The sequence below is a fragment of the Citreicoccus inhibens genome (genome assembly GCF_019039035.1).
GTDB classification, from domain to species: domain Bacteria; phylum Myxococcota; class Myxococcia; order Myxococcales; family Myxococcaceae; genus Citreicoccus; species Citreicoccus inhibens.
The window spans coordinates 134,955-156,724 of the sequence record NZ_JAHNZT010000009.1; the positions used below are offsets into that span (position 1 = coordinate 134,955).

The window sequence follows — 21,770 nt, forward strand, 5'->3', positions numbered from 1 at the left end:
CCAAGGGGTGCTGGCAGGGTGCATCAGACCGGTGACGCAATGAAAGCCCTGCGCGGCCCGCTGGCTGCTTGGCTGGAATTGAGGCTCGTTCAGCAACGACTTTCAAACGGGAGCCGGTGGAACAGCCAGAACTCGTCCGTCAATCCGTACGGATTCTGAAGCGCCTTTGGGGCGCCTTTTCACAACCCTTTTCGCCGAGGCGCCGCGCGTCATTGCCCGGGCGGCGTGACAGGACATTCCCTGCCGCATGACGGCCCCGCGAGGTGATTCCCTCCTGACTGTCCCCAGGGGCCGCGGGTCGGGACAGTGCGGTCGCGCGATGCTCGAAGGGGCGCGTCACCCCGGCCGGGCTGTCTGCGGCGCACGTCACCGACTGCAGAGTGTTCCCGCCGTCGTGTTGCCGACGCAGCCGCCGAAGTATTGATTGGGTGTGGCGGTCAGGTAGCCGCAGTTCTGCCAGTTGCAGGCGTTGCCTTCGGTGTCACTCCCGAGCGGCGTGCACACTCGCATGGGCGAGTTCGCCCCGCAGTCCGTTCCGGTCGTTGGTGACGCAATGCATGCGTAGGCGGTGCCGACGTAGCGCAGGTTGTCCGCGGTCCAGTAGTTGTGCGTGGGAATGGCGATTCCAGGGCGGTTGACCCATTGGCTCGCGGTGCTCGCCGTCCAGCCGGAGGCGCAGAGGGTGCTGCGCTGGTCCCAAGTCACCTTGCCGGCGCAGCCCACGAGGTTGTCGGCGAAGACCTGCTCGTTGGTGCCATCGGCGCAGCCTGAATCGGGAATGCAGAGCGCGCCCGCCGTGAGGTTCCCCGCACAGCCGCCGAAGTATTGGTCCGGCGGGGGCAGGGAGTTGAAGCCGCAGTGGGCCCAGCTACAGGTGTTGCCTTCGGGGTCCGCTCCCGCCGCCTTGCAGACATGCATGGATTGTCCCGTACGGCAGCTCGTGCCAGTGGTGGTGCTCACGGCGCAGGCGGACTCGGTGCCGATGTACTTGAGGTTGTCCTGGGTCCAGTAGTGGTGCGTGGGCGCGGTGGTGCCTCGCAGATGGACCCACTCCGCCGCCGTCGCCAGTCGATACCCCTGGGCGCACAAGAAGGCCCGATTCGCCCAGGCGGCCTTGCCCGCACAGCCGACCATTCCACCGGAGAAGGTCTGCTCGATGGAGCCGTCCGCGCAGCCCTTGGCGATGCACAGCGTTCCGGCGGTCACGTTGCCCACACAGCCGCCGTAGTACCGGTTGGGTGAGATGGTTCCGTAACCACAGTTTCTCCAGTTGCAGGCGTTGCCTTCCGGATCGCTCGCAGCCGCGGTGCACACCCTCATGGGGGTGTTCGGGCCGCAGCTCGTTCCGGCCGTCGCCGAGACGGCGCATGCGGTGGCGTCGCCGCTGTAGCGCAGGTGGTCGTCGGTCCAGTAGTCGTGGGTCGGCGCCGTGCCGTTGGAGCGCGTGTTCCAGTCCGCTGCGGTCGCCGGCACATAGCCCGAGCCGCAGAGGGAGGCGCGCTGGTCCCAGGTCACCCTGCCCGCGCAGCCGACCATGCCGTTGGAGAAGGTCTGCTCCGGGGTGCCATCGGCGCACGGACCGCTGGGGGCCGCGGTGGATTCTTGCGCGACGTCCTCGGGGCCGGACCAAGCCTCTCCCATCCGCCCTTCGGGTTCGAAGGGCAGGGGGACGTTGCATGCGACGGTGACCAACCCCGCGCCCATCGCGAGCTGCTTCGCCAATGACCTGAACCCCGCGCGCGTCATCAACCACCACCCCTGTGCGACAGCCCGCTTCGATGCGAGAAGGCAGGCGACTTGCCTTGAGTTGTGTCGATGCACCAGCGCCCTGAGAGCGGTGTCAAAGGTCGGATAGGTTATGGTCGCGGCTTCAGGATTCCTCCGCGTCAGAGGCTCTCTCCGAGCCACGGCGCGCCTGTCGTGCAAGGGTGGTCGCCTCGATGGTCCTCTCCTGTCCCCAGTGTCAGTCCCCGTTCAAACCGGGGGCCTTGTCCTGTTCCTCATGTGGCGCGTCCTTCTCGCGGCCCGCCTCGCCCGAGTCCGATGCGCCTGTCTGCGCCATCCACCCTGAGTTGCAGGGGCTGAGGGCGTGCTCGCGCTGTGGGTCCTTCGCGTGCGCCCAGTGTCTGCGCGCGGCCCCGTCCGGTGCCGTGCTGTGCGTGCAGTGCCATGAGCGCGTGCCCTCGGGGCTGCTGCCGTGGGACCGCCGCGCCGAGCTGGGGACGCTGAAGGCCTACTGGCAGACGTGTCTGGGCATGCTCATGCGGCCCATGGCGACGCTCGACAACGCGCGGCCCTCGGGGGCCATCTCGGACTCTCTCCTGTTCATGGTGTTCAGCGTGGTGTCGGGCACGCTCTCCACGGGACTGCTCACGGTCGTGGTCATGGCCATCTTTCCGTCGGTCTCCTTGGACCCCTCCGTCAATGCGGGCTCATCGCGTGACGTGCTGGCGGGCATCTCCGTGCTCATGCTGGTGGGCGTGCCGCTGTTCACCCTGCTGATCCAGGTCGTCAATGCGTGCCAGGACCACCTGCTCTTGAAGTTTGCGGGAACGAAGCAGCCCCTGGCGGTGACGATTCGCGCGCATGCGCTGTCCCAGGCTCCCTACATCGCGGGCGTGATTCCCTTCATTGGCTCGTACTCGGCGCCCGTCTGGGCCATCGGGTTGCGCGTGGTGACGTACCGCAAGCTGCATGGGGTGAGCTGGGGCTCGGCTGCCGTGGGAGCACTGGCCGTCCCCGCGCTGTGGTGCTGTCTCTTCGGCGGGGGGTATCTGGCCGCGATCTTCGCGGTGGGGTTCATGGCGAACCACCACTGACGCTCGCGCAGGTCAGCGCGGCGGCGCGAGCACCTCGGCCAGCCACTCGAGCACCACACCTCCGCGCGCGGCGTGGCGCAGGTCCTGGTGGGTGACGCCCCATACCTCGCGGATGGGCAGGCCCGCCGCGCAGGCCGCCAGGAGCACCAGGGGGTTGCTGCAACACACGGCGACGCGCACGCCGAGCAGCGCGTGCACCCGGTGGTGGACCGCGTGTTCCCGTTCGAGGAGGTCGTCGCGGCGTTCCGTCACCTGGAGGCCGGGACGCAGGTCGGCAAGGCGGTCATTCGCATCCCCTGAAGGGAAGCGCACGACCCTGTCCCCCGCTTCCCTACGTAGAGGGCCGCAATGGGAGGCGTCGTGTGACGTAGGCTGGCGGGGAGGACGCGCTCCGCTCATGCCCTTGCATCCCGTTCCTGTTGCTTCGACTCCCGCCCCCGTTCCCTCCGGTCTCCGACTTCCGGCGGTGCTCCGGCCCCATTCGAGCCTGTTCACGTACTACGTGCTCTCGGCGCTGCTCTCGGGACCGGCGTTCCCCCTGATGCTGGCGTACCTGTACTTCCGCTTCCACACGCTCCGCTACGAGCTCGACGAAGAGGGGCTCACCATGCGCTGGGGCATCCTCTTCCGGCGTGAGGTGTCCCTCACCTACGCGCGCCTCCAGGACATCCACCTGACGAGCAACGTGGTGGAGCGCTGGCTCGGGCTGGGGCGCGTGCAACTCCAGACGGCGAGCGGCAGTTCCGAGGCGGAGGTGACCATCGAGGGGCTGCGCGAGTTCGAGGCGATGCGCGACTTTCTCTATGGCCGCATGCGCGGCGCGAAGGAGCACGTGCTCCCTGCCGCGGAGCCCTTGGCGCTGACGGACAGCGCGCGACTCGCGGAGGCGCTGCGAGAGGTGGCCGCCGAGGTGCGGGCCCTGCGCGCGGAACTCGATGCTCGGGCGAAGGGAGGCCGCGATGTCTGAGACGACACGCTCCTGGCTCATGCGGGTGCTGAAGGTCCCGCCCACGCCGCAGCCCCCGGGAGGAGCGCCGGACTCGCTGCGCATCTTCCGCGCGGCGCGCCCCTTCTATCGCTACAAGTGTTTCCTTTGGACCGCGCGACAGCTCGCCTCGGCGGTGGGTCTGTGCGTGGGCTTCATCTTCGTGGAGATGGTGCTGGCGCGCCTCACGTATGCGCCCGCGGCGTGGGTGCTCAGGCTGGTCGAGACCTTCGTGTGGGTGGCCTACTTCGTCCAGGTCCCCGTCACCCTCGCGGTGCTGCGGCTCGACTTCGAGCTGCGTTGGTACATGGTGACCGACCGCAGCCTCCGCGTGCGCGAGGGAATCCTGCACCTGCGTGAGAAGACGATGACCTTCGCCAACATCCAGGAGGTCGCCATCTCGCAAGGGCCTGTCCAGCGCATGCTCGGCATCGCGGACGTGCGCGTGAGGTCCGCCGGCGGCGGTTCCCGAGGCCCCGCGCACGAGTCCGGGGGCGCCACGGAGAGCGCGCACGAGGCCTACTTCCGAGGCGTCTCTGACGCAGCCGCCATTCGCGATGTCATCCGCGACCGGGTGCGCCAATACCGAGACACGGGACTTGGAGATCCCGACGCTCCGGCCCCCGCCGTGCTGGCGCCTCGGGTGGAGGCTGGCTCCTCCCCGCTGGATGCCGCCCATGTGCTGTTGACCGAGGTGCGCGGGCTCCGCCAATCCCTCACACCGCCCCGAGGCTGAGCGACGGCGCGGGGTGGCTCGTGTCCGCTGCGTGGGAGGTGCGATGCTGGTGGACCTTCCGCCATGATGACCACCCCGCGCCCCGTCCCGACCGAGCCCCCCGCCGCGTCCGTCTTCCCTTCCTTCGGTGTGCCGCTGCCCGCCGCGCGCCTCATGGCGCACGCTGGCGCGTGGCTCATGCTGCTGGGGTTGCTCACCGGCGGCTATGTGTCCTCCGCCATGACGGGCAAGGTGCCCGCGGATCCCCACATGGCCCTGGCCGCGCACCTCAACGCGCTGATGGGGACCTTCTTCCTGTTGGGCGTGGCGTGGACGCTGCCCATGCTGCGCTACGGCGCTCGCGGCCAGCACCGGCTCGCCTGGGCTGTCATCGTGGCCAACTTCTCCAACTGGGCGGTCACCTGCGTGAAGGCCTGGCTCCGCGTATCCGGAGTCGACCTCGTCGGACAGCCCGCCAACGACGCCATCTTTCTCCTGCTCACTGTCAGCGTGGTGCTGCCGGCGCTGCTCGCCGCCGGGGCGTGGGTCTATGGCTTTCGACGCGCAAGTGTTGGGTAGTGAAATGTTCGGCTTTATCTGATTTTTAAGATATTTCTAGTTCAAGTATGTCCATGGCCCTCTCCAACCCGTTGCCGGAGCTCGGCCCGCGGTGCGAGCCCACGACAGAGGTGCCTCATGGTGACTGTCGAGCTGGACATCTTCTCGGGACGTCCCAATCCCCGCTGGACGCTGTCTCGGAAGGAAGCCAACGCGCTGGCCGAGCGTGTGCGGGCGGACCCGTCGCTGTTGTTGCCGATGGACGCGGACACGGGGGGATTGGGTTATCGCGGCTTCATCCTCACGGTGCAGGACACGCCGGCCGCGGAAGGGTGGATGCGCGCGGGGTTGCCGTCGCGGGTGCGGCTGGGTGGGCGATTCCAGCCGGGGGCCATGGAGAGCTCCGCGTTCCTGCTGCACACGGCTGAGCACTCGCGGTTGGACTTGAGGGACCCGGGCGAGGTGTTGGGCGTGGCCGAGGAGGGCATCACGATGTCGTCGGAGGTGCAGGGGCTCTACGCGGCCTGCGCGACGTCCTATTACACCACCGACACGGACTTCTCGTTCTGGAACGCGTCGGCCTATCTGACCTACAACAACTGTTACAACTACGCGAGCAACAGCCGCACCAACACCTTCGCGCAGCCGGGGCGCGCGTCGGGTTCGATGTACAGCGCCATGACGTGCGCGAACGTCGGGGCGGCGGCGACGCGAGATGGTTGGCAGACGGCGTGTCGCGCGGACAACAACCTCAATGTCTGTCTGGTCATCTGGCCGAACACGGACTACCACTGGTATCGGCTGGCTGTGAATGGGCACTGGTGCCACAAGCCGGGGCAGACGGCCGCGCGCAACTACGACAACAGCTTGAATTGGATCACCAACCCCGAGACGTGTGACCGCGGTGGCTACACGACGTTCTGCGGCTACTACCGTGGCTTCAACCTCACGGTGTCGTGAGGAGGGGACTCGTGGCGCGCGCGCTGTGGCTGGTGCTCTGCGGAGCGGGAGTCTGGGGCTGTGCGGCGGGGGGCACGCAGGACGCGCCCACGCCGGCGCGGTCGGAACGGAGCGAGGTCATGTCGCCGGGGCGCGTGAGCGTGGACATGTTCAGCGGTCGGGAGCCTCCCGCCTGGGCGCTGACGACGGACGAGGCCCAGGCGGCGCGGGAGTTGGTGAAGTCGTTGCCGGTGGGGACCCATCGGATACCGGACGTGGGGCTGGGCTACCGTGGCTTCGACGTGGCGTGGGCGGATGGCGCGCACGCGAAGGTGTACCGCGACGTGGTGGTGCTCTCGCAGGGCGAGCGCACGGTGTTGTACCAGGACGCGGGGCGGAAGATGGAGCAGTGGCTGCTGACCGGAGCGAGGTCGCACCTGGCGCCGGAGTTGTTCGTGGCCTTGGAGTCACAGGTTCAGTCGCCGTAGCAACGCAAGCGTTCATCCGCAGGAGGAACCCATGGTTGGAGACTCGTCGAACCGCCGTACGTTCCTGAAGGCGATGGGCCTCACCGCCGCCTCCTCGCTGCTGCCGGTCGGGCTGGGCGCGAGCGTGGCTGGAGCCGCCTCGGTGCCCAGTGGATTGGGCTCGCTGGAGGCGTGGCTCCTGGACACGGGCATCGCCTCGATGGAGGCGGGCGTGTACGTGGCCGCGCGCCAGGAGTTGGGGGCCCTGCTCTCGGCTCGCGGTGAGGCACTGCCGTACTGAGGTGAGTTTCACGGAGGAGCACGGAGTGGGTCATGCTGCTCGCGCTTCAGGATGGCGCCATCGTCGCTGATGGCGTAGCTGGCGCCGACGTCCAGGGCGGCGGGGCGAGCCCGCAGCGCGTGTCCTCCTTGGGGGTGAAGTGGATGAAGGTCATCGCTTCGCCACGCTGGACCCAGGCGTCAAAGCTCTCGATGCGGTAGAGGCATTGAGTGACTGCGTCCGCTGAGCTGGGTGCATTGCTGCCGGGCGGGCGAAAGTCATCCATGGCGATGCGCAGCGCGGCCAGAGCAGGCCCCTCAACGGTGTTTGTGGGCTCGGACGACCACTTTGGGACCTCGTGCCTGGTCGTGACTTCGGGTGGGGCCTTGGGGGGCTCTTGATGAATGTGGCCACAGCCCCATGCGCTCCAGAGGACTGCGAGAGAGAGCCAGGAGGCGCGCCGTGTCATCAGGACCTCGCTCCTTGCTCAGCAAGTCGTTCGTGATGCGTTGGAGTGGATGACATTCTGGGGCGACAGGAAAGGGCCTTCACTCAGTGGGGGCTCATTCCGCGTGAAAGTGCGGCTCACTGGACGGTGGGCCTTGTCGAGAGGCGTGGGCAGGTTGCTTGGGACATGGCAGCGTGCGTGGCGTGAGTGAGCCCCTGTTCGATGATCTCCTGGGACTGGCCTGCTTCGCGCGCGTCGTCGAGCATCGCTCGTTCTCTCGCGCGGCCTCGGTGCTGGGCGTGTCCAAGTCCGTGGTCAGCAGTCGCGTGTCTCGCCTGGAGTCTCGCGTGGGTGAGCGCTTGCTCATCCGTACCACTCGCAAGCTGAGCGTCACCGATGTGGGCCTGAAGGTGTACTCGCATGTCTCGCGCATGCTTCAGGAGGCGGGCGCGGCCACGCGGGGTGCATCGGATGTGGAGCGAGGTACGCTCCGGCTCAACGCGCCCGTCAGCTTCGCGCAAATGTATCTGGCTGCGCCGCTGGCCCGCTTTCTTGCCGCTCATCCGCACACCACTGTCGAAATCTCGCTGAGTGATCGCCTCGTGGATCTCGTGGAGGAACGCGTGGACGTGGCGCTGCGCATCTCGCGGCTCCGAGACTCCAGCCTCGTGGCGCGCCGGCTCGCGAGCACGGCGCTGCACGTCTGCGCGTCCCCCGCGTATCTGAGGCGACGGGGAACTCCCGAGCGCCCCGAGGACCTGCTCCATCATGACTGTCTTCGCTACTCACACCTGCGCATGCAGGACGAGTGGCGCTTCTATGGCCCGGAGGGACGCATCCCCATTCCCGTGGCGGGTCCGCTCGTCGCGGGCAATGGCTCGATGCTTCGGGAGGCGGTCGCGGAAGGTGTGGGCCTCGCCGTGCTTCCGCGCTTCATGGTCGCTGAGGACTTACGCAGCGGACGACTCGTCACGGTGCTCGATGCCTTCGCGCCACGCCCTGTGAGCATCTATGCCGTGCATGCCTCTGGCCGGGCTCCCGCGCCTCGGGTTCGCGCGCTCCTGGATGTCCTGGCCGCGGAGTTCCGCGTCGCTCCCTGGACCTGAAGGCCGCTGATTGTTCTTTCCCCAGAACAATTCGTTCGCCACACACGCCTTCCGAAGTCGCGGTGTCCGGCACATGTCCTGTCGTGAGGGAGAGGCCGTCTCTCCCACCCACTTCAGGAGCCCACGACATGAGCCGCACCGATTCCTTCCTTGCCCCCGCCGCCGCCGCCACGTTGCTGCGGTGGGCGCTGGGCGCCGTGTTCCTCGCGCACGCCTACGCCAAGCTGTTCCTGTTCACCCTGCCGGGCACCGCGCAGTTCTTCGAGGCGCACGGCTTCCCGGGCTGGACTGCTTACCCCGTGTTCATCGTGGAGCTGCTCGGCGGGCTCGCGCTGCTCACGGGCTTTCGCTCGCGGTGGGTCTCGCTCGGACTGATTCCGGTGATGTTGGGGGCCCTGAAGCCGCACCTCGGCAATGGCTGGATGTTCTCCAGCGCGGGCGGAGGCTGGGAGTACGTCGCCTTCCTCATCGCCGCGCTCGCTGCGCAAGCGCTGCTCGGAAGCGGCCTGTACTCGCTCGATGAGGTGACTGGAAAGAGTTCCGGTGCGCCGCGCTCGGCGTGAGCGTCCGCGGTGATTGCAGCCTCTAACGAAAGCCAGGACGGGGTTGGGGTTGAGGGGCTGATGTGTGAACTTGGCCTCGACGCCTTCTGGCGGTGTGTGGCTCGCTTGCCACCTCCTCTGTTAGAGGTTGCAGCGCGGCAGCGTGGCCCCGGCCCTGAGATGAAGCCGAGGCCAATCGCGCCTGGGCCGATGTCTGCTGGTGGACAGTTCGCAGCGAGATGAGCCGCACGGAGAAATCGCAAGCAGCCCCGTCGGCCGCCCTCTGCCAGGCTGGGCCCACGTCTCTGGCGCTGAAGGCAGTTCATCTGGCGCTGGCCGTTCTGGTACCACGCTCACCCGTCTTGACGCGCTGTTGTTCGGGTCGTGAGTGTTGCCTGCCGGGGGGCTTCATGCGTGCATTGTGGATGCTGTTGTGCTTCGTGGTGGTAGCTAGGGCAGACGCGGAAGCGAAGCCACCGCCCCAGCTCAAACAGGAGCTGGTTCCGACGGGAGTCGGTGGGACGCTGGATTGGATTTGCCAGCTCGGGACGCCCGATGATGAGAAGGGGCAGGCGGTCGCTACGACGCGGGAAGGTGTCTACTCGACGGGGTATTCCACTGGCACCTTCGACTCCAACGTTCCCGTCGGCGCGTCTGACGTGGTCGCCGTGAAGCACCTGCCGACGGGGGCGAAGGTCTGGTCCAAGCAGTACGGGACTGCCGTTCAGGATGTCGCCACGGCCATTGCAACCTACGACGTGGTGCACGCCACGCCCGAGATCTACATCACAGGCTATACATTGGGGAGCTGGGGCGCCCCCAGTGCGGGAGGCTTCGACCCCTTCCTCCTCAAGGTCGATCCGACCACTGGCGCCACTGTCTGGGTTCGCCAGTTCGGCTCCGGAGCGTCCGACCAGGCCTTCGGCGTGGCCACGGACCCGACGGGCGCCGTCTATGTGGCAGGGCATACCGCTGGCAACCTTGCGGCGCCCACCAAGGGCGGCAGCGACCTTTTCGTAGCCAAGTACAGCGCCACAGGCGCGCAGGTATGGATTCGTCAGCTCGGCTCGTCGGGGGACGAGTTTGTCAAGGGCGTGGCCACGGACGCCGAGAACAATGTCTATGTCGCAGGGCAGACCTCGGGTTCATTGGGGAGTGCGTCGAGTGGCTCCACTGATCTGTTCCTGGTCAAGTACGACTCTGCCGGGAACCTCCAGTGGATCAGGCAGATGGGGACCCCCGGTGCGGAGTCCGTCTTCGGCGTGGCGACCTCCCGGCGACTCAGTGGCGCCGTCGATGTCTATGTTGTGGGCTACACCGGTGGCGCGTTCGACGGACATGCCTTCGTGGGGGGCTACGACGCCATCGTGGTCAGCTTCGCGAGCAATGGCGAAAAACAGTGGTCGGACCAGTTTGGGACGCTGGGGAGTGATCTCGCGTTGGCCATCGCCTCCGACGGTGGTGCGAACGTCTATGTCACGGGGCGCACCAACTACGATCTCGACACCAATGCTGCGGATTCGAGCGACAACATTTTCATGCTCAAATACGCGGTCGGTGGCGGTCCTCTGCTATTCAAGCGCCAACTCGGCTCGGTCAACGCCGCTGACCCCAGTGTGCAGAACGACAGCGGGCTGGGGGTGGCCGCGGACATCAATGACAGTGTCTATGTGACGGGCTACACCCAGGGTGGGTTCACCAATCCTGCGACGACGAATGCGGGCTCCAATGACTATGTCCTGCTGCGCTTCACGGATGGTTGCCAGATCAATACTCCTGGCCAGTGCGGCATCGGTTATGGCTGGGGTGACCCACACCTCGTGACCTTCGACGGTCGCGCTTATGACTTCCAGGGGGCCGGAGAGTTCATCCTGGTCGAGAGCACCACGACAACCCCGCTCACCGTCCAGGCTCGGATGCGTCCGTGGGGGACGAGCAGGGTGGTGAGTGTGATGACTGCATTGGCGACGCGGCTGGGCACGAACCGCGTAGGCATCTACTTGGGGGCCGGTGGGGCAGAGGTGAGGGTGGATGGCCTCTTGCTCCCCATTGCCACGGGCAGCATCGTTCCGCTGCCGGGTGGTGGCCGCATCCTCCATCGGGACGAGAACTCCTACGTGCTTTACTACCCGGGCCAGGACCGGTTGATTGTCACTGTCAATGGCACCTACCTGGACGCCAACTTTTCGCTGCCAACCACACGCCGAGGAAAGATTCGTGGGTTGTTGGGGAACTACGACGGTTCCATCCTGAACGACCTTGCCCTGCGCAATGGAACCTTCTTCACCTCGCCCCTGACCTTCGCGCAGCTCTACACCGGCGCTCAGAACATGGCGTCGAGCTGGCGCATTACCGCGCAGGAGTCACTGTTTGACTACGGCCCGAACGAGTCCACCGAGTTCTTCACCGATGTGAACTTCCCGGAGGTTCCGACGTCTGTCTCGGGTTTGTCAGCCGCGCAGCGGGACGCCGCCAGGACGATCTGCATGCAGGCCGGTATCCAGGGCGCGGCCATTCTCGATAACTGCGTCTTGGACGTCGCGTTGACGCAGAACAGCGCCTTCGCCACGGCAGCTGCCCTGCTCGAGCGGCAGGTTCAGGTCCAGGGCGGAGGGACGCTTCCAGTCCCGACCTCGGCCGGACAGCGGGTCTATTTCTCCAACTTCCAGAACGGCGTGGGCCAGGAATGGAGCTCGACGGCGGTGAGCACCACACCGCAGCAGGGCCGGACTTTTCTTGGGGAGTTCAAGTCGCAGGCCGTCTACTTGAGTCTGCAACAGCTCCCTGCTCACGCCTCCGTCACGGTGAGCTTTGACCTGCTCATTCTCCGGGATTGGGCCGGAGAGGGCTCACCCGCAGGCGGTTCCTGGGGCAACAACTGGGGAATGGTCCTCAATGGGCAGTCCGTCCTGGAGACCACGTTCTCCAACGTCAGCTACCTCCAGTCGTACCCTGCGTTGCACAGCTCTCCGCGCTCCGGCTCCGAGGCCAACAACACGTTGGGCTACCCGTGGGGGGACTCTCTCTATCGATTGAAACTCAAGGTGAGTTCGACGTCGCCAGGGCTGCTGCTGGAGTTCCACGGCCAGGGATTGGATGGCGCGAACAACAAGGCCTGGGGACTGGACAACGTCGAAGTCTTGGTCGAGTAGCTTCCGCCCTGCTCATGGGAAGCCTCGCTCACAGGGACCCAGGGGGCGTGAACTGACACCCGGCGCCTTCTGGCGGAGTTGGGGTCCCTTGCTGTCGCCGACTCGCCCCAGGAAGAAGCTGGGGCGCCAGAGCGGGTGCCCTGAGCTGCCGACGTCCGACAGGTGATGAATGCAGGGACGGGATGCACTTCGGCTCCCACGTCATGCAGCCGCGCTGGCTGTGCTTGTAAGGTGTCTGAGGTTCACGGCGCGGAGGGCTCGGTGGCGGGTTGCGCCTGATGGGCGCGGTCGAGCAGCAAGGACACCTCCTCGTCGCTCACCGGCCGGAAGTCGTTGTACCAGGCGCCAATGGCCCACAGGTTCGTGGGCTCTCGTACGCTGACGACGGCGTCCACCTCCGAGCGCAGCTCCGCGGCGGTCTCCGCGGAAGCCACGGGCGTCGCCAGCACGAGCACTCGCGGACTCAGCCTTCGCAGGGCCTGGATGGCCGCCCTCGCGGTGCTCCCCGTGGCGAGCCCGTCATCCACCAGCAACACCGTGCGCCCGCGCACCTGGGGCAGCGTGCGCCCCTCTCGGTATCGCTGCACTCGGCGCTCCAGCTCGCGCTTCTCGCTCGCTGACACCTCGCGCACTTCGTCGGGTTGCACGTCGTTCATTTGAAGGACGTTTCGGTTGAGGTAGATGGCGCCACCCTCCGCGATGGCGCCCATGGCCAGCTCCGGCTGCCAGGGGACGCCCAGCTTGCGCACGCCGAGCACCTCCAGCGGGAGGCCCAGGGCTGTTGCTACCTCGTAGCCCACCACGACGCCGCCGCGTGGCAGGGCGAGCACCACTGTGTCCTCGTCCGCGAAGGCACCCAGTCTCCGCGCCAGGAGCTGGCCCGCTTCATGTCGGTCCTGGAATCGCATCGCCGTTCTCCTGTGGCCTCACGTCACGTGGCGCGTGGTGCCTCTCTTCAATCAGGGCGCGGCGGCCCAGTCGGCTTCCAGCCGCGCGAGGGCTTGGGCCAGTTCGGGTGCCACGTTCACCCGGTAGGGAGGGCTCGCTGGCGTCAGCTCCAAGAGTCGAGGTGGCAGCGTGGCGACCTCATGGCGCGCGTGCGCTTGGATATGGGGCAGCGGCGGGGAGGTCTCGGGCAGTCGCTTCCCCGCGCGCATCACGGGGCGCAGCAGCGGCCGTCCAGCCGCCTCGTGACCGCGGCGGGTGAGGGTGTCGTGCTTCGCGCTCCCGTCCTCTTCGCGGCGGAACACCTGCTTGCGGCCGGGATGGAGCACCTTCGCGGCGGACAGCTTGGTGCGGTCTCGGTCCGCGTAGGTCACCAGCTTGTAAGCCATGTCGAGCGCGGGCGCGTCCTTCGACACGCCCATCGCCGTGCCCACGCCGAAGGCGTTGATGGGCGCATCGCTCGCCACCAGCCGCGCCACGCTGTCCTCGTCCAATCCGCCACTCGCCACCAACTGGATGCGGGTCAGTCCCGCGTCGTCGAGGATGCGCCTTGCTTCGCGCGACAGCGTGAGGAGATCGCCTGAGTCCAAGCGCATGGCGCGCACGTGGAAGGACTCACGCTGCGCTTGGGCGAGGCGCACCACGCGCCGCACGCCGCGCAGGGTGTCGTAGGTGTCCACGAGCAACGTGGCCTCGGGGTAGCGCCGGGTGAAGGCTCGGAAGGCCTCGTCCTCGTCTTCGTGGGCTTGCACGTAGCTGTGCGCCAGGGTTCCGGAGAGCGGGATGCCGTAGCGCCAGCCAGCCGCGACGTTGGAGGTCCCCGTCACGCCCGCGATGAAGGCCGCGCGCGCCACCTTCATGCCCGCGTCGATGCCGTGCATGCGCCGCAGTCCGAAGTCCACCACGGGTCTGCCCGCCGCGGCCTGCACCACGCGCGAGGCCTTCGAGGCCGCCATCGTCTGGAGATGAACCTGGTTGATCAGCACCGTCTCCACGAGCTGGGCCATGGGAAGCGGCGCCGTGACTTCCAGCAGCGGCTCCTCCGCGAAGACGGGCGTGCCCTCGGGCATCGCGTCCACGTCTCCGGTGAAGCGGAAGCGCTCCATCCAATCGAGGAGCCGCCGCGAGAACAGGCCGCGCGAGTCCAACCACTCCAGCGCCGCGCTCCCGAAGCGCAGGCTCTCCAGATAGTCGAGCGCGTCCTCGAGTCCCGCCGCCAGCAAGTAGTTGCGCTGTGGAGGCAGCACGCGGACGAAGAGGCTGAAGGTGGCGGATGCTTCCATTCCCTCGGCGAGGTAGGCGTCCGCCATCGTCAGTTCATACAGGTCCAGCAGCAGCGCGGTGTCTTCCTCCATGGTGACTCCTTCATGCGGTGGCTCCCGCCGCACTCCCTTGCGTCGCGGAGGCCACCCAGCGCTCCAGGTCCGGGCGAGGCAGCACGCCACTGCGCCGCGCCACCTCGCGCCCCCCCGCGTACACGATGAAGGTGGGGATGCCGCGCACGTTCAGCTCCGAGGCTGCGCGGGGATGCGCCTCCGTGTTGAGCTTGAGCACGAGCATCTTGCCGGGATTCGCCCGACCCACCTCGTCGAGGATGGGGCCTGCCACGCGACAGGGGCCACACCATGGGGCCCACAGGTCGAGCAACACCGGCACCGGTGAGGACGCCATGGCTCGGTGCAGCCCGTCTCCGTCCACTTCTTGCGGCGCTCCGGACAGGTCGAGCGGCCGCTGACAGCGGCCACACGTGGGAGCGCCTGGTGGGGGAGGCTCGGGGACGCGGTTGAACGCACCACAGGCGGCGCAGCGGAACATGGTCACCTCCGACACGGCCCTTCGCGGGTGAGGGGCTCTCGGGATTGAAGATAGGGCGTGCTCGGCCGAATGGCCTGTTGCCGCGTCCTCGGCGCGGGACGGCGCGGTGGTTCGGGGCCCCGCTCGGCGTCTCGCTTGGCGCGAGCGCGCTAGGGTGTGCAGGTTTTCCGCGCCCGGCCTGATGGGGTCGGCCCACGGGTCTTTCGCTGCACGGTCGCGGAGGTCGCCAGACAGGAGAGCGTGTATGCGATTGGCTGTCTTCGATACCCACCGCTTCGACAGGGCCGCGCTGGACGAGGCCAACGCGGGCTTTGGCCATGCGCTTACGTACCTCGAGCCCCGGTTGGAGCCACAGACCGCACGGCTGGCCGAGGGCTTCCCCGCGGTGTGCTCCTTCGTCAACGACAAGGTGAACGCGGACACGCTCGAGGTCTTGACGCAGGGCGGTGTCCGGCTCATCGCGACGCGCTCCGCGGGCTACAACCACATCGACCTTGTCGCGGCGGACCGACTGGGTATTCGCGTGGCGCGCGTGCCGGCGTACTCACCCAACGCGGTGGCGGAGTACGCCGTGGCCCTGGTGCTGTCGCTGGTGCGCCACATTCCCCGCGCGTCCGTGCGTGTGCGGGATTGGAACTTCTCGCTCGATGGGTTGGTGGGCGTCGACCTCCACGCGCGGACGGTGGGCGTGGTGGGGACGGGACGCATTGGTCGCGTGGCGGCGCGCATCTTCCGAGGCTTCGGCTGCCGGGTGCTCTGCTACGACGTGAATCCGGATCCGGAGTGGGAGCGCGAGCTGGGGGTGCGCTTCGCGCCGCTCGACACCGTCTTCGCGGAGTCGGACATCCTCAGCCTGCATGTGCCGCTGACGCCGAGCACCCTTCACATGGTGAACGCGGAGGCGCTGGCGCGGATGAAGCGCGGGGTGGTGCTCGTCAACACGGGGCGGGGGGCGCTCATCGACAGTCGCGCGCTGCTCAACGCGCTGAAGTCTGGCCATGTCGGCGCCGCGGGCCTGGATGTGTACGAGGAAGAAGAGGGCATCTTCTTCGAGGACCTCTCCGGGCAGGTGCTACAGGACGACGTGCTGGCGCGGCTGCTCACCTTCCCCAACGTCCTCGTCACCGCGCATCAAGCGTTCCTGACCCGCGAGGCGCTGAACAACATCGCGGCCACGACGCTCGGCAACGTGCGGGCCTTCGAGCGGGGGGAGCCGCTCGACAACGAGGTCCGCGCCGAGGAGGTCTTGCGCGCCGCATCCCCTGTGCGCTGAGGGGCTGACTTCTCGCGAGGCGGCCTGCTGCCTCGCTGTCTCGAACTGGAGGCGTCATGTCGCTGGTCTGTGCCACCAACTTCTCCAACACCGCCGTGCGCGCGTCCACCGCCGCGGCGGAGCTGGCCCGGCGGATGGGCGAGCCGATGCAGCTCGTGCATGTGCTCAACCCGGACTCGGCCCGTGCCTTCGGTCGTCCCTTCTTCGAGGCGGCGGAGGGCGCGCTGGCGGGCGAGGTGAAGCGCCTGCGCGCGCTGGGCGCGACGGTGGAGGGACAGTTGCTCACGGGAGAGCCGGCGGCGGTGCTGGATGCCCACGCGCGTGAGCAGCAGGCGTCGTTGGTGGTGACCTCGGGGCCCAGCAAGGAGGCCCCGTTCCTGGGCGTGGGCGGGACGGTGGATCGGTTGGCGCAGACGCTGAGTGTGCCGTTGCTCGTGGTGCGCGACGCCGCGCCGTTCGAGGCATGGGTACGCGGTGAGCGTCCGCTGCGCATCATGTTGGGCGTGGACCGCTCGCTGCCCTTCGAGGCCGCGCGAGACTGGGTGCGCGGGCTGCGTCGGTGGGGGGCGGTGGAGGTCGTGGGCGGACGCGTGGCATGGGCGGATGAGGAGTACCAACGGCTGGGGCTGCCGCGCTCGCCTGTGTCTGGAGAGCTGACGCCCGAGCTGCGGCGCGCGCTGGAGCGGGAGACGGCCGCGTTGCTCGCGCCGTTGGGAGAGAGTGGGGCGCCTCCGCGTTTCGTGTTGGAGGAGGGGCTCGGGCGCATCGCGGACAGTCTGGTGGCGCTGGCGGAGCGGGAGAAGGTGGACCTGCTCGTGGTGGGCGCGCATCACCGCCGAGCGTTCGGGAGGTTGTGGAGCGTGTCGTTCCACGCGCTGCGGCTGGCGCCCATGTCGGTGGCGTGCGTGCCCACGCAGGCCACGACGGGGGCGATGGATGCGGCGCTGCCCGAGTTCCAAGAGGTGCTGGTGTCGACGGACTTCTCCGTGACGGGCAATCGCGCGGTCGCCTACGCCTGTGGACTGGCGAAGCCGGGGGGCACGGTGCGTCTGCTGCACGTCGCGGACAAGGCGCCCACGCCCGAGCAGGACGCCGCGCTGCGGAAGCAACTGCAGGCCCTGGTGCCGAGCACCACCGAGAGCAGCGGTCGGCGCGTCGTGGTGGAGGTGCTCACCGGCCGAGACGTGGCGGCCACGGTGCTTCAGGCCGCCGAGCGGTTCGGAGTGGACGCGGTGGTGCTGGGTTCACGAGGCCGTTCGGGGCTGAAGCGCGCGGTGCTCGGCTCGGTGACGCAACAGGTGATGCTGCACGCGACGCGGCCCGTTCTCGTCGTGAATCCACCCACGGGTGGATGAGGTCAGCGGTTCACGGGGAGGTTCACGCCCTTGAACTTGACCTTCGCTCCATCCGGCAGATGGGAGATCTGCCGGGCGACGTGCGCCAGGAAGCGCACGTGCTCCAGCGCGCTGATGGCGCGGATGCTGAGCGCAGCAGGGTCTGCTTTGGCCCAGAGTGGCGGGTAGCAGTTCAGGAGCTTCCCCGGCTCCAGCGTGTGCCCGTCCTTGCGGAAGCGGGTCAGCACCCATGCGTCGAAGAGTCCCTCCGGGGCCTGCGAGGTTCGCGCGAGGAACTCGAGGAGCCCAATCTCCAGAGGTTCGACCTTGCCCCAGTGCGCCGACAGGTGAAGCACCTTGCCGTCGCGCAGGAGGTACTGATTGCCCACGCTGTCCTGCCCGAAGGGGATGTCTCGCGCGTCGACGGCGGGGAACAGCTTCGCGATCGAGTGCTCACCCTTCCACGCGGCTTCCAGCGAGTGCCACTCGGGCACATTCCCCACACCGCGCAGGTGGAACGCACCATGGAACGCGATGAAGCCGTTCACCTGCGTGAGCCCGTTGCGAAGGTCCTCGGGCAGCTCGTTGAGGATCGCCGCGTCGTCCTGGACGGGCTCGCCCAGGTAGGTCAGGTCGGTGAGTTGGAGAACGGGGACTTCGTCTTCACTCATGCTCAGGAGTCTACGTCCACGTAGGAGTGCTTCGCGCGCACGGAATAGAAGCGGCCCTCGGGCAGCACGTAGGCCGTGAGCTTCCCGCCGTAGACGCACCCCGAGTCCAAGCCCAAGGCGTAGGGGTGCTTCTGGAGTCCGCGCAGCGCATCGTGCCCGAAGATGATCAGCTCAGGTCCCGGCCACCAGCTCGCCCAGGGCTCGCCGTCGTCCACGCGCTTCGAGGGCGTGCCGTCCTTCGCGATGCTGCGCAGGTTCAGCAAGCTCTCCTCGGGCTGCTTCTCCAGCGGGATGCCCGGCACCACGCCGCCATGCACGGCGATGACGTTCAGGTCCGGGAAGCGCCGGTAGGCGGGCAGGGACTCCAGATAGGCCCAGTCCTCGGCGCACAGCGTGTCCACCACTTGCTGGTGCTCGGGCTTGAGCTTCTTGCCCGGCACCACGCGGCCCGCGTGCCAGCGCAGCACGTGCGCATCGTGGTTGCCCTTCACCGCGAGGAAGCCGCCCTCACGCGCTCGTCGAATCACGCCGGCGGAGTCCGGGCCCTTGGCCACGAGGTCGCCCACCAGCACCACGCGGTCTCCCGGGCGCCAGTTGCACTCGGCCAGCAGGGCGTCCAGCTCCCGAGCACAGCCGTGGACATCTCCGATGAAGAGCGTTCGCATCGCGTCCCTCCCTTTAGTTCGCTCCGAGCCCCAGGAGGGAGGACTTCCTCGCGCTGTGACACATTCCCTACTCAACGCGCGGTGGGCGCGACCACTCGCGTCGGCCGAGGCTGCTTCGCCAGCCAGGCATCCGCGCGCTTCAAGCCCTCCTGTCCTCGGGAGCCAGCCTGCGCGAACACCGCGTGTGCCTCGGTGACCAGCCGCATCGCCCGCTCGCGGTCCATGTCGGTGACCCACAAGGCCTGTCCCAACAGGAAGCCCGCCCAGGCCCGTTGCAGCGGCGTCTGCGTGGAGTGCGGTCGGCCCGCCAGCGCCAGTTCGAACAGGGGCACCGCCTCGCGAGCGCGACCCAGGTGCTCCATGTACGCGAGCCCGAGGTCCAGCATGGTCGCCGTCCAGTAACCGTAGGGGTCATCCTCTCGCGCTTCCAAGATGCTCCGGGCACGTTGGAACTCGCGCAGCGCCTCCTGCGGATGCTTCAGGCGCAGCTGGAGCTGCGCGATGCTCCGGGTCGCCAGCGCGAGGTACGGATGGTGCGGTCCGAGCCGCCGCTCCATCGGCTCCAGGATGGCCTGGAGTCGCGCCAGGGCCGCCGCGGGCTGACCGCCTTGCGCGAGCAGGCTCGCCAGGTTGTTGACGAGCAGCAGGGTGGTGGAGTTGTCCGGCCCCTCGGACTTCAGCGCGATGGCCAGCGCGCGCTCCGTCATGCGCACCGCCTCTTCGTGACGCCCCAATCCCTGCCACGCCGCCGCGACGGAGTTCATCGCGAACGCCACCTCCACATGCTGGGGTCCCAGCGCTCGCTCCAACATCTCCAGCGCGCTCTTGGCCAGCTGCTCCGTCTGAGGGAACTCGCGCCGCCGCCAGTGCACCTCCGCCACCTCGAGCTGCGCGCGCGCCACGTCGGGATGATCCGGACCGAGCGCCTTCTCCCGGGTCGCGAGCACCTGATGAAAGAGTTGCAGCGCCTCGTCCATGCGAAGCTGCGCGATGCGCGTGGAGCCCAGGTCCAACCGCACGTCGGCGACCTCCAGGCTCTCCGGCCCGAAGGCGCGCTCCAGCCGCGCGAGCGCGGCCTCTTGTTGCTCGGCCGCTTCGGTGTACTGCCCTTGGGCGAAGAGCAGCAGCCCGACGTTGGCTTGCAGGTGCGCGCGCAGCACGTCGTCACCGCCCAGTCGCTCGATGGCCGCTTCGGCGCGGGCCTTCCAGCGATGCGCGAGGGCGTACTGCTCCAGCGATTCGCCCGTGACTCGCACCAGCCGCGTCCACGCGCGCGCCGCCGCCGCGTCGTTGCGGCTGGCCTCCGCCGCGCCCAGGGCCTCGAAGAGCGTGGTCTCCGCGCCGTGTGCGTCTCCGGCCTCCGCGCGCAGCTCGCCCAGGAGGAGCAGGGCGTCCGCGACGGCGTACTTGTCTCCCGTGTCGCGCGCTTCCTTCGCGACGGGCTCCAGCACGGTCAGCGCCTGGGCGTACTTGCCCGCGGCCTTGAGGGCTCGGACGTGGATGAGCTTGTGGCGCAGGGCCTCTTCTCTCGCGCGCGCCTGCGCATCCTCGGACAAGGGCTCACGGGCGAGCAGCGCGGTCAGGTCCGAGCAGCCCGAGATGGGCGGCAGCTCCTGCGACGCGCGCGCGGACAGCTCCACCATGTCCGCGTCCGCGCGGGCGAAGAGCTGTGTGAGCGCCGCCACCTCGGCCAAGCGGTTGTCCAGGCAGCGCATGCGTCGCGCCATCACCGCTTCGGATTGGTCGCCTCGGAGTCGCGTGGCCTCGCACGCGGTGGTGCGCGTCGTCACCCACGCGGCGGTGTAGGCGTCCAACTCGCGCTGCACGCGTCGCCACGCCGCCGCGGCGAAGGGCTTGTCCGTGGCGAGGAAGGCCTGCTCGATGGCCCGCTGCTGCGACGGCCCCCAGACGCTGGCGAGTTCCTCCGCCGCTCCCGCGCAGGCTCGCGCGCGCCAGGCATGCACGGAGTGGGTGATGCCCACGGCGATGACCACGAGCGCCACGCCGCCCAGCGCTTGAAGCGGCCGATGCCAGCGCGCGCCCGGGGACTGCTGGAGCGCGGCCAGCAGGGACTCCATCTGGGCGTAGCGGTCGGAGGGGCTCGCGGCCAGCCCGCGCGCCAGCACGCGCCGCACCCACGGCGGTACATGCGTCCCCTTGGGCGGTGGACGCAGACGCCCCGCGAGCGCCTCATCGGCCAGCTCGCGTGCGTCGTGGCCCGAGAAGGGCCGCTCGCCATGCAGGGCTTCGTAGAGCGCGACGCAGAAGGCGAACTCGTCGGTGCGCGCATCCGCGGGGACGCTGGGCGATTGCTGCTCCGGGGCCATGTACGCGGGCGTGCCTCCCGCGAAGGGCGTCGCATCCTTCGTCCGGCTGGAGAGCGAGCGCGCCAGCCCGAAGTCCGTCACGCGCACGCGCCCATCCGCGCCCACCAGCAGGTTCTCGGGCTTGAAGTCTCCGTGCACCAATCCCGCTGCGTGCGCCGCCGCGAGGCCTCGGCCCGCGTCCAGGAAGACGGAGAGCACCTGCCGCCACGAGCGCGGCGCGGCGGCCAGCCAGGCCCGCAGCGTGCGCGCCTCCTCCACGCGCTCCATGGCCAGGAAGATGCGATCGCCGAAGGTGCCCACGTCGTAGATGGGCACCACGTTGGGATGGGAGACGCGGGCCATGCTCTGCGCTTCCCGCAAGAGCAGCGCGCGACCCTTCTCCTCCTCCAACCCCAGCGCGCTGACGCGCAGGAGCTTCAGCGCCACGCGGCGATCCAACTCCGGGTCATAGGCGCTGTAGATGACGCCCATGGCCCCCGCGCCGAGCGGCTCCAGCACCAGATAGCGCCCCACCGCGGTGCCCTTGTCCAGCGTGGCATCCGCGCCGCGCGGACGAGGGGGGGCCTCGGCGGGCTGCGGAGACTCGGGCTCGGGGTGCTGCGCGCGCAGGGCCTCCGCGACGAGGCGGCGACACGCGGCGCAGGTGTCCAGGTGCTCATCCACCTCGGGGCGTCGCTCGGGCGGAAGCTCGCCGAGTAGCAGCGCCATGAAGGTGGTCTCGTCCAGGCA

Annotated in this window: 22 protein-coding genes; 14 read left to right on the forward strand and 8 right to left on the reverse strand. The window is 68.4% G+C overall.

Annotated features, from left to right (window positions below; genetic code table 11):
- Positions 1-366 precede the first annotated feature (366 nt).
- Positions 367-1,746 carry a hypothetical protein gene (locus tag KRR26_RS14065; RefSeq protein ID WP_217080054.1) on the reverse strand — a complete coding sequence of 460 codons (1,380 nt, stop codon included), beginning with the start codon at positions 1,744-1,746 and terminating at the stop codon, positions 367-369.
- A gap of 242 nt (positions 1,747-1,988) precedes the next feature.
- Between KRR26_RS14065 and KRR26_RS14070 the strand changes: the two genes are divergently transcribed.
- Positions 1,989-2,819: a YIP1 family protein gene (locus KRR26_RS14070; protein ID WP_233576936.1), complete on the forward strand. Its 831-nt coding sequence runs from the start codon at positions 1,989-1,991 to the stop codon at positions 2,817-2,819.
- Between the two features lie 12 nt (positions 2,820-2,831).
- On the opposite strand, the gene KRR26_RS36805 is transcribed toward KRR26_RS14070, so the two are convergent.
- Positions 2,832-3,017, reverse strand: coding sequence for a hypothetical protein (locus KRR26_RS36805; RefSeq protein WP_236068590.1), 186 nt, complete (start codon positions 3,015-3,017; stop codon positions 2,832-2,834).
- On the opposite strand from KRR26_RS36805, the gene KRR26_RS36810 reads away from it, so the two are divergent.
- The 11 genes from KRR26_RS36810 to KRR26_RS14125 all read left to right on the forward strand — a co-directional run bounded on the left by KRR26_RS36810 (position 3,012) and on the right by KRR26_RS14125 (position 12,011).
- Positions 3,012-3,119, forward strand: a complete 108-nt coding sequence (locus KRR26_RS36810; protein WP_328707127.1) for a zinc-binding dehydrogenase — start codon at positions 3,012-3,014, stop codon at positions 3,117-3,119. The two genes, KRR26_RS36805 and KRR26_RS36810, sit on opposite strands and share 6 nt — an antisense overlap.
- A 97-nt stretch (positions 3,120-3,216) precedes the next feature.
- A complete protein-coding gene (locus KRR26_RS14080) occupies positions 3,217-3,786 on the forward strand; it encodes a PH domain-containing protein (RefSeq protein WP_217080056.1) in 570 nt (189 codons plus the stop codon).
- Entirely contained in the window at positions 3,779-4,540 is a 762-nt protein-coding gene (locus tag KRR26_RS14085) for a PH domain-containing protein (RefSeq protein WP_120206402.1), read from the forward strand. The genes KRR26_RS14080 and KRR26_RS14085 overlap by 8 nt, the downstream gene beginning before the upstream one ends.
- Positions 4,541-4,603: 63 nt before the next feature.
- The gene (locus KRR26_RS14090) at positions 4,604-5,098 is read left to right on the forward strand and encodes a hypothetical protein (RefSeq protein ID WP_236068591.1); all 495 of its coding nucleotides are present in this window, start codon (positions 4,604-4,606) and stop codon (positions 5,096-5,098) included.
- A 117-nt stretch (positions 5,099-5,215) separates the two neighbouring features.
- Positions 5,216-6,037 carry a hypothetical protein gene (locus tag KRR26_RS14095; RefSeq protein WP_120206401.1) on the forward strand — a complete coding sequence of 274 codons (822 nt, stop codon included), beginning with the start codon at positions 5,216-5,218 and terminating at the stop codon, positions 6,035-6,037.
- 11 nt (positions 6,038-6,048) lie between these two features.
- A complete protein-coding gene (locus KRR26_RS14100; RefSeq protein ID WP_217080057.1) occupies positions 6,049-6,504 on the forward strand; it encodes a hypothetical protein in 456 nt (151 codons plus the stop codon).
- A 31-nt stretch (positions 6,505-6,535) separates the two neighbouring features.
- Entirely contained in the window at positions 6,536-6,784 is a 249-nt protein-coding gene (locus KRR26_RS14105) for a hypothetical protein (RefSeq protein ID WP_158611476.1), read from the forward strand.
- Positions 6,785-6,816: 32 nt separating this feature from the next.
- Positions 6,817-6,984 (forward strand): hypothetical protein, encoded by a 168-nt coding sequence (locus KRR26_RS14110; protein ID WP_158611475.1) that lies wholly within the window; start codon positions 6,817-6,819, stop codon positions 6,982-6,984.
- Positions 6,985-7,414: 430 nt separating this feature from the next.
- Positions 7,415-8,317: a LysR family transcriptional regulator gene (locus tag KRR26_RS14115; protein ID WP_217080058.1), complete on the forward strand. Its 903-nt coding sequence runs from the start codon at positions 7,415-7,417 to the stop codon at positions 8,315-8,317.
- A gap of 128 nt (positions 8,318-8,445) precedes the next feature.
- The gene (locus tag KRR26_RS14120) at positions 8,446-8,880 is read left to right on the forward strand and encodes a DoxX family protein (protein WP_217080059.1); all 435 of its coding nucleotides are present in this window, start codon (positions 8,446-8,448) and stop codon (positions 8,878-8,880) included.
- A gap of 389 nt (positions 8,881-9,269) precedes the next feature.
- The gene (locus KRR26_RS14125; RefSeq protein WP_236068593.1) at positions 9,270-12,011 is read left to right on the forward strand and encodes an SBBP repeat-containing protein; all 2,742 of its coding nucleotides are present in this window, start codon (positions 9,270-9,272) and stop codon (positions 12,009-12,011) included.
- Between the two features lie 242 nt (positions 12,012-12,253).
- On the opposite strand, the gene KRR26_RS14130 is transcribed toward KRR26_RS14125, so the two are convergent.
- From KRR26_RS14130 to KRR26_RS14140, 3 genes are read right to left on the reverse strand one after another with little or no spacing between them, the layout of a single operon-like run.
- On the reverse strand, positions 12,254-12,919 hold the full coding sequence (locus KRR26_RS14130; protein ID WP_217080060.1) for a phosphoribosyltransferase: 666 nt from the start codon (positions 12,917-12,919) through the stop codon (positions 12,254-12,256).
- A gap of 51 nt (positions 12,920-12,970) precedes the next feature.
- On the reverse strand, positions 12,971-14,311 hold the full coding sequence (locus KRR26_RS14135; RefSeq protein ID WP_120206396.1) for a nicotinate phosphoribosyltransferase: 1,341 nt from the start codon (positions 14,309-14,311) through the stop codon (positions 12,971-12,973).
- Between the two features lie 10 nt (positions 14,312-14,321).
- Positions 14,322-14,771 (reverse strand): thioredoxin family protein, encoded by a 450-nt coding sequence (locus tag KRR26_RS14140; RefSeq protein ID WP_199723785.1) that lies wholly within the window; start codon positions 14,769-14,771, stop codon positions 14,322-14,324.
- Between the two features lie 244 nt (positions 14,772-15,015).
- Here KRR26_RS14140 and KRR26_RS14145 point away from each other — a divergent pair, with 244 nt between their 5' ends.
- A complete protein-coding gene (locus tag KRR26_RS14145) occupies positions 15,016-16,044 on the forward strand; it encodes a 2-hydroxyacid dehydrogenase (protein ID WP_217080061.1) in 1,029 nt (342 codons plus the stop codon).
- Positions 16,045-16,100: 56 nt separating this feature from the next.
- Positions 16,101-17,399, forward strand: a complete 1,299-nt coding sequence (locus tag KRR26_RS14150; RefSeq protein WP_217080062.1) for a universal stress protein — start codon at positions 16,101-16,103, stop codon at positions 17,397-17,399.
- 2 nt (positions 17,400-17,401) lie between these two features.
- On the opposite strand, the gene KRR26_RS14155 is transcribed toward KRR26_RS14150, so the two are convergent.
- The 3 genes from KRR26_RS14155 to KRR26_RS14165 form a co-directional block, all read right to left on the reverse strand.
- On the reverse strand, positions 17,402-18,049 hold the full coding sequence (locus KRR26_RS14155) for an SMI1/KNR4 family protein (protein WP_120206393.1): 648 nt from the start codon (positions 18,047-18,049) through the stop codon (positions 17,402-17,404).
- Between the two features lie 2 nt (positions 18,050-18,051).
- Complete coding sequence (locus KRR26_RS14160; protein ID WP_120206392.1) at positions 18,052-18,714, reverse strand: metallophosphoesterase; 663 nt, start codon at positions 18,712-18,714, stop codon at positions 18,052-18,054.
- Positions 18,715-18,785: 71 nt separating this feature from the next.
- A complete protein-coding gene (locus KRR26_RS14165; RefSeq protein WP_233576931.1) occupies positions 18,786-21,749 on the reverse strand; it encodes a tetratricopeptide repeat protein in 2,964 nt (987 codons plus the stop codon).
- Positions 21,750-21,770: the final 21 nt, after the last annotated feature.

Excerpts from the sequence above, each read along its gene's own strand:
- KRR26_RS14065 (WP_217080054.1), bottom strand. The coding sequence starts at position 1,746 with ATGACGCGCGCGGGGTTCAGGTCATTGGCGAAGCAGCTCGCGATGGGC.
- KRR26_RS14080 (WP_217080056.1), top strand. The coding sequence starts at position 3,217 with ATGCCCTTGCATCCCGTTCCTGTTGCTTCGACTCCCGCCCCCGTTCCC.
- KRR26_RS14085 (WP_120206402.1), top strand. The coding sequence starts at position 3,779 with ATGTCTGAGACGACACGCTCCTGGCTCATGCGGGTGCTGAAGGTCCCG.
- KRR26_RS14090 (WP_236068591.1), top strand. The coding sequence starts at position 4,604 with ATGATGACCACCCCGCGCCCCGTCCCGACCGAGCCCCCCGCCGCGTCC.
- KRR26_RS14095 (WP_120206401.1), top strand. The coding sequence starts at position 5,216 with ATGGTGACTGTCGAGCTGGACATCTTCTCGGGACGTCCCAATCCCCGC.
- KRR26_RS14105 (WP_158611476.1), top strand. The coding sequence starts at position 6,536 with ATGGTTGGAGACTCGTCGAACCGCCGTACGTTCCTGAAGGCGATGGGC.
- KRR26_RS14110 (WP_158611475.1), top strand. The coding sequence starts at position 6,817 with ATGCTGCTCGCGCTTCAGGATGGCGCCATCGTCGCTGATGGCGTAGCT.
- KRR26_RS14120 (WP_217080059.1), top strand. The coding sequence starts at position 8,446 with ATGAGCCGCACCGATTCCTTCCTTGCCCCCGCCGCCGCCGCCACGTTG.
- KRR26_RS14125 (WP_236068593.1), top strand. The coding sequence starts at position 9,270 with ATGCGTGCATTGTGGATGCTGTTGTGCTTCGTGGTGGTAGCTAGGGCA.
- KRR26_RS14130 (WP_217080060.1), bottom strand. The coding sequence starts at position 12,919 with ATGCGATTCCAGGACCGACATGAAGCGGGCCAGCTCCTGGCGCGGAGA.
- KRR26_RS14135 (WP_120206396.1), bottom strand. The coding sequence starts at position 14,311 with ATGGAGGAAGACACCGCGCTGCTGCTGGACCTGTATGAACTGACGATG.
- KRR26_RS14140 (WP_199723785.1), bottom strand. The coding sequence starts at position 14,771 with ATGTTCCGCTGCGCCGCCTGTGGTGCGTTCAACCGCGTCCCCGAGCCT.
- KRR26_RS14145 (WP_217080061.1), top strand. The coding sequence starts at position 15,016 with ATGCGATTGGCTGTCTTCGATACCCACCGCTTCGACAGGGCCGCGCTG.
- KRR26_RS14150 (WP_217080062.1), top strand. The coding sequence starts at position 16,101 with ATGTCGCTGGTCTGTGCCACCAACTTCTCCAACACCGCCGTGCGCGCG.
- KRR26_RS14155 (WP_120206393.1), bottom strand. The coding sequence starts at position 18,049 with ATGAGTGAAGACGAAGTCCCCGTTCTCCAACTCACCGACCTGACCTAC.
- KRR26_RS14160 (WP_120206392.1), bottom strand. The coding sequence starts at position 18,714 with ATGCGAACGCTCTTCATCGGAGATGTCCACGGCTGTGCTCGGGAGCTG.
- KRR26_RS14165 (WP_233576931.1), bottom strand. The coding sequence starts at position 21,749 with ATGGCGCTGCTACTCGGCGAGCTTCCGCCCGAGCGACGCCCCGAGGTG.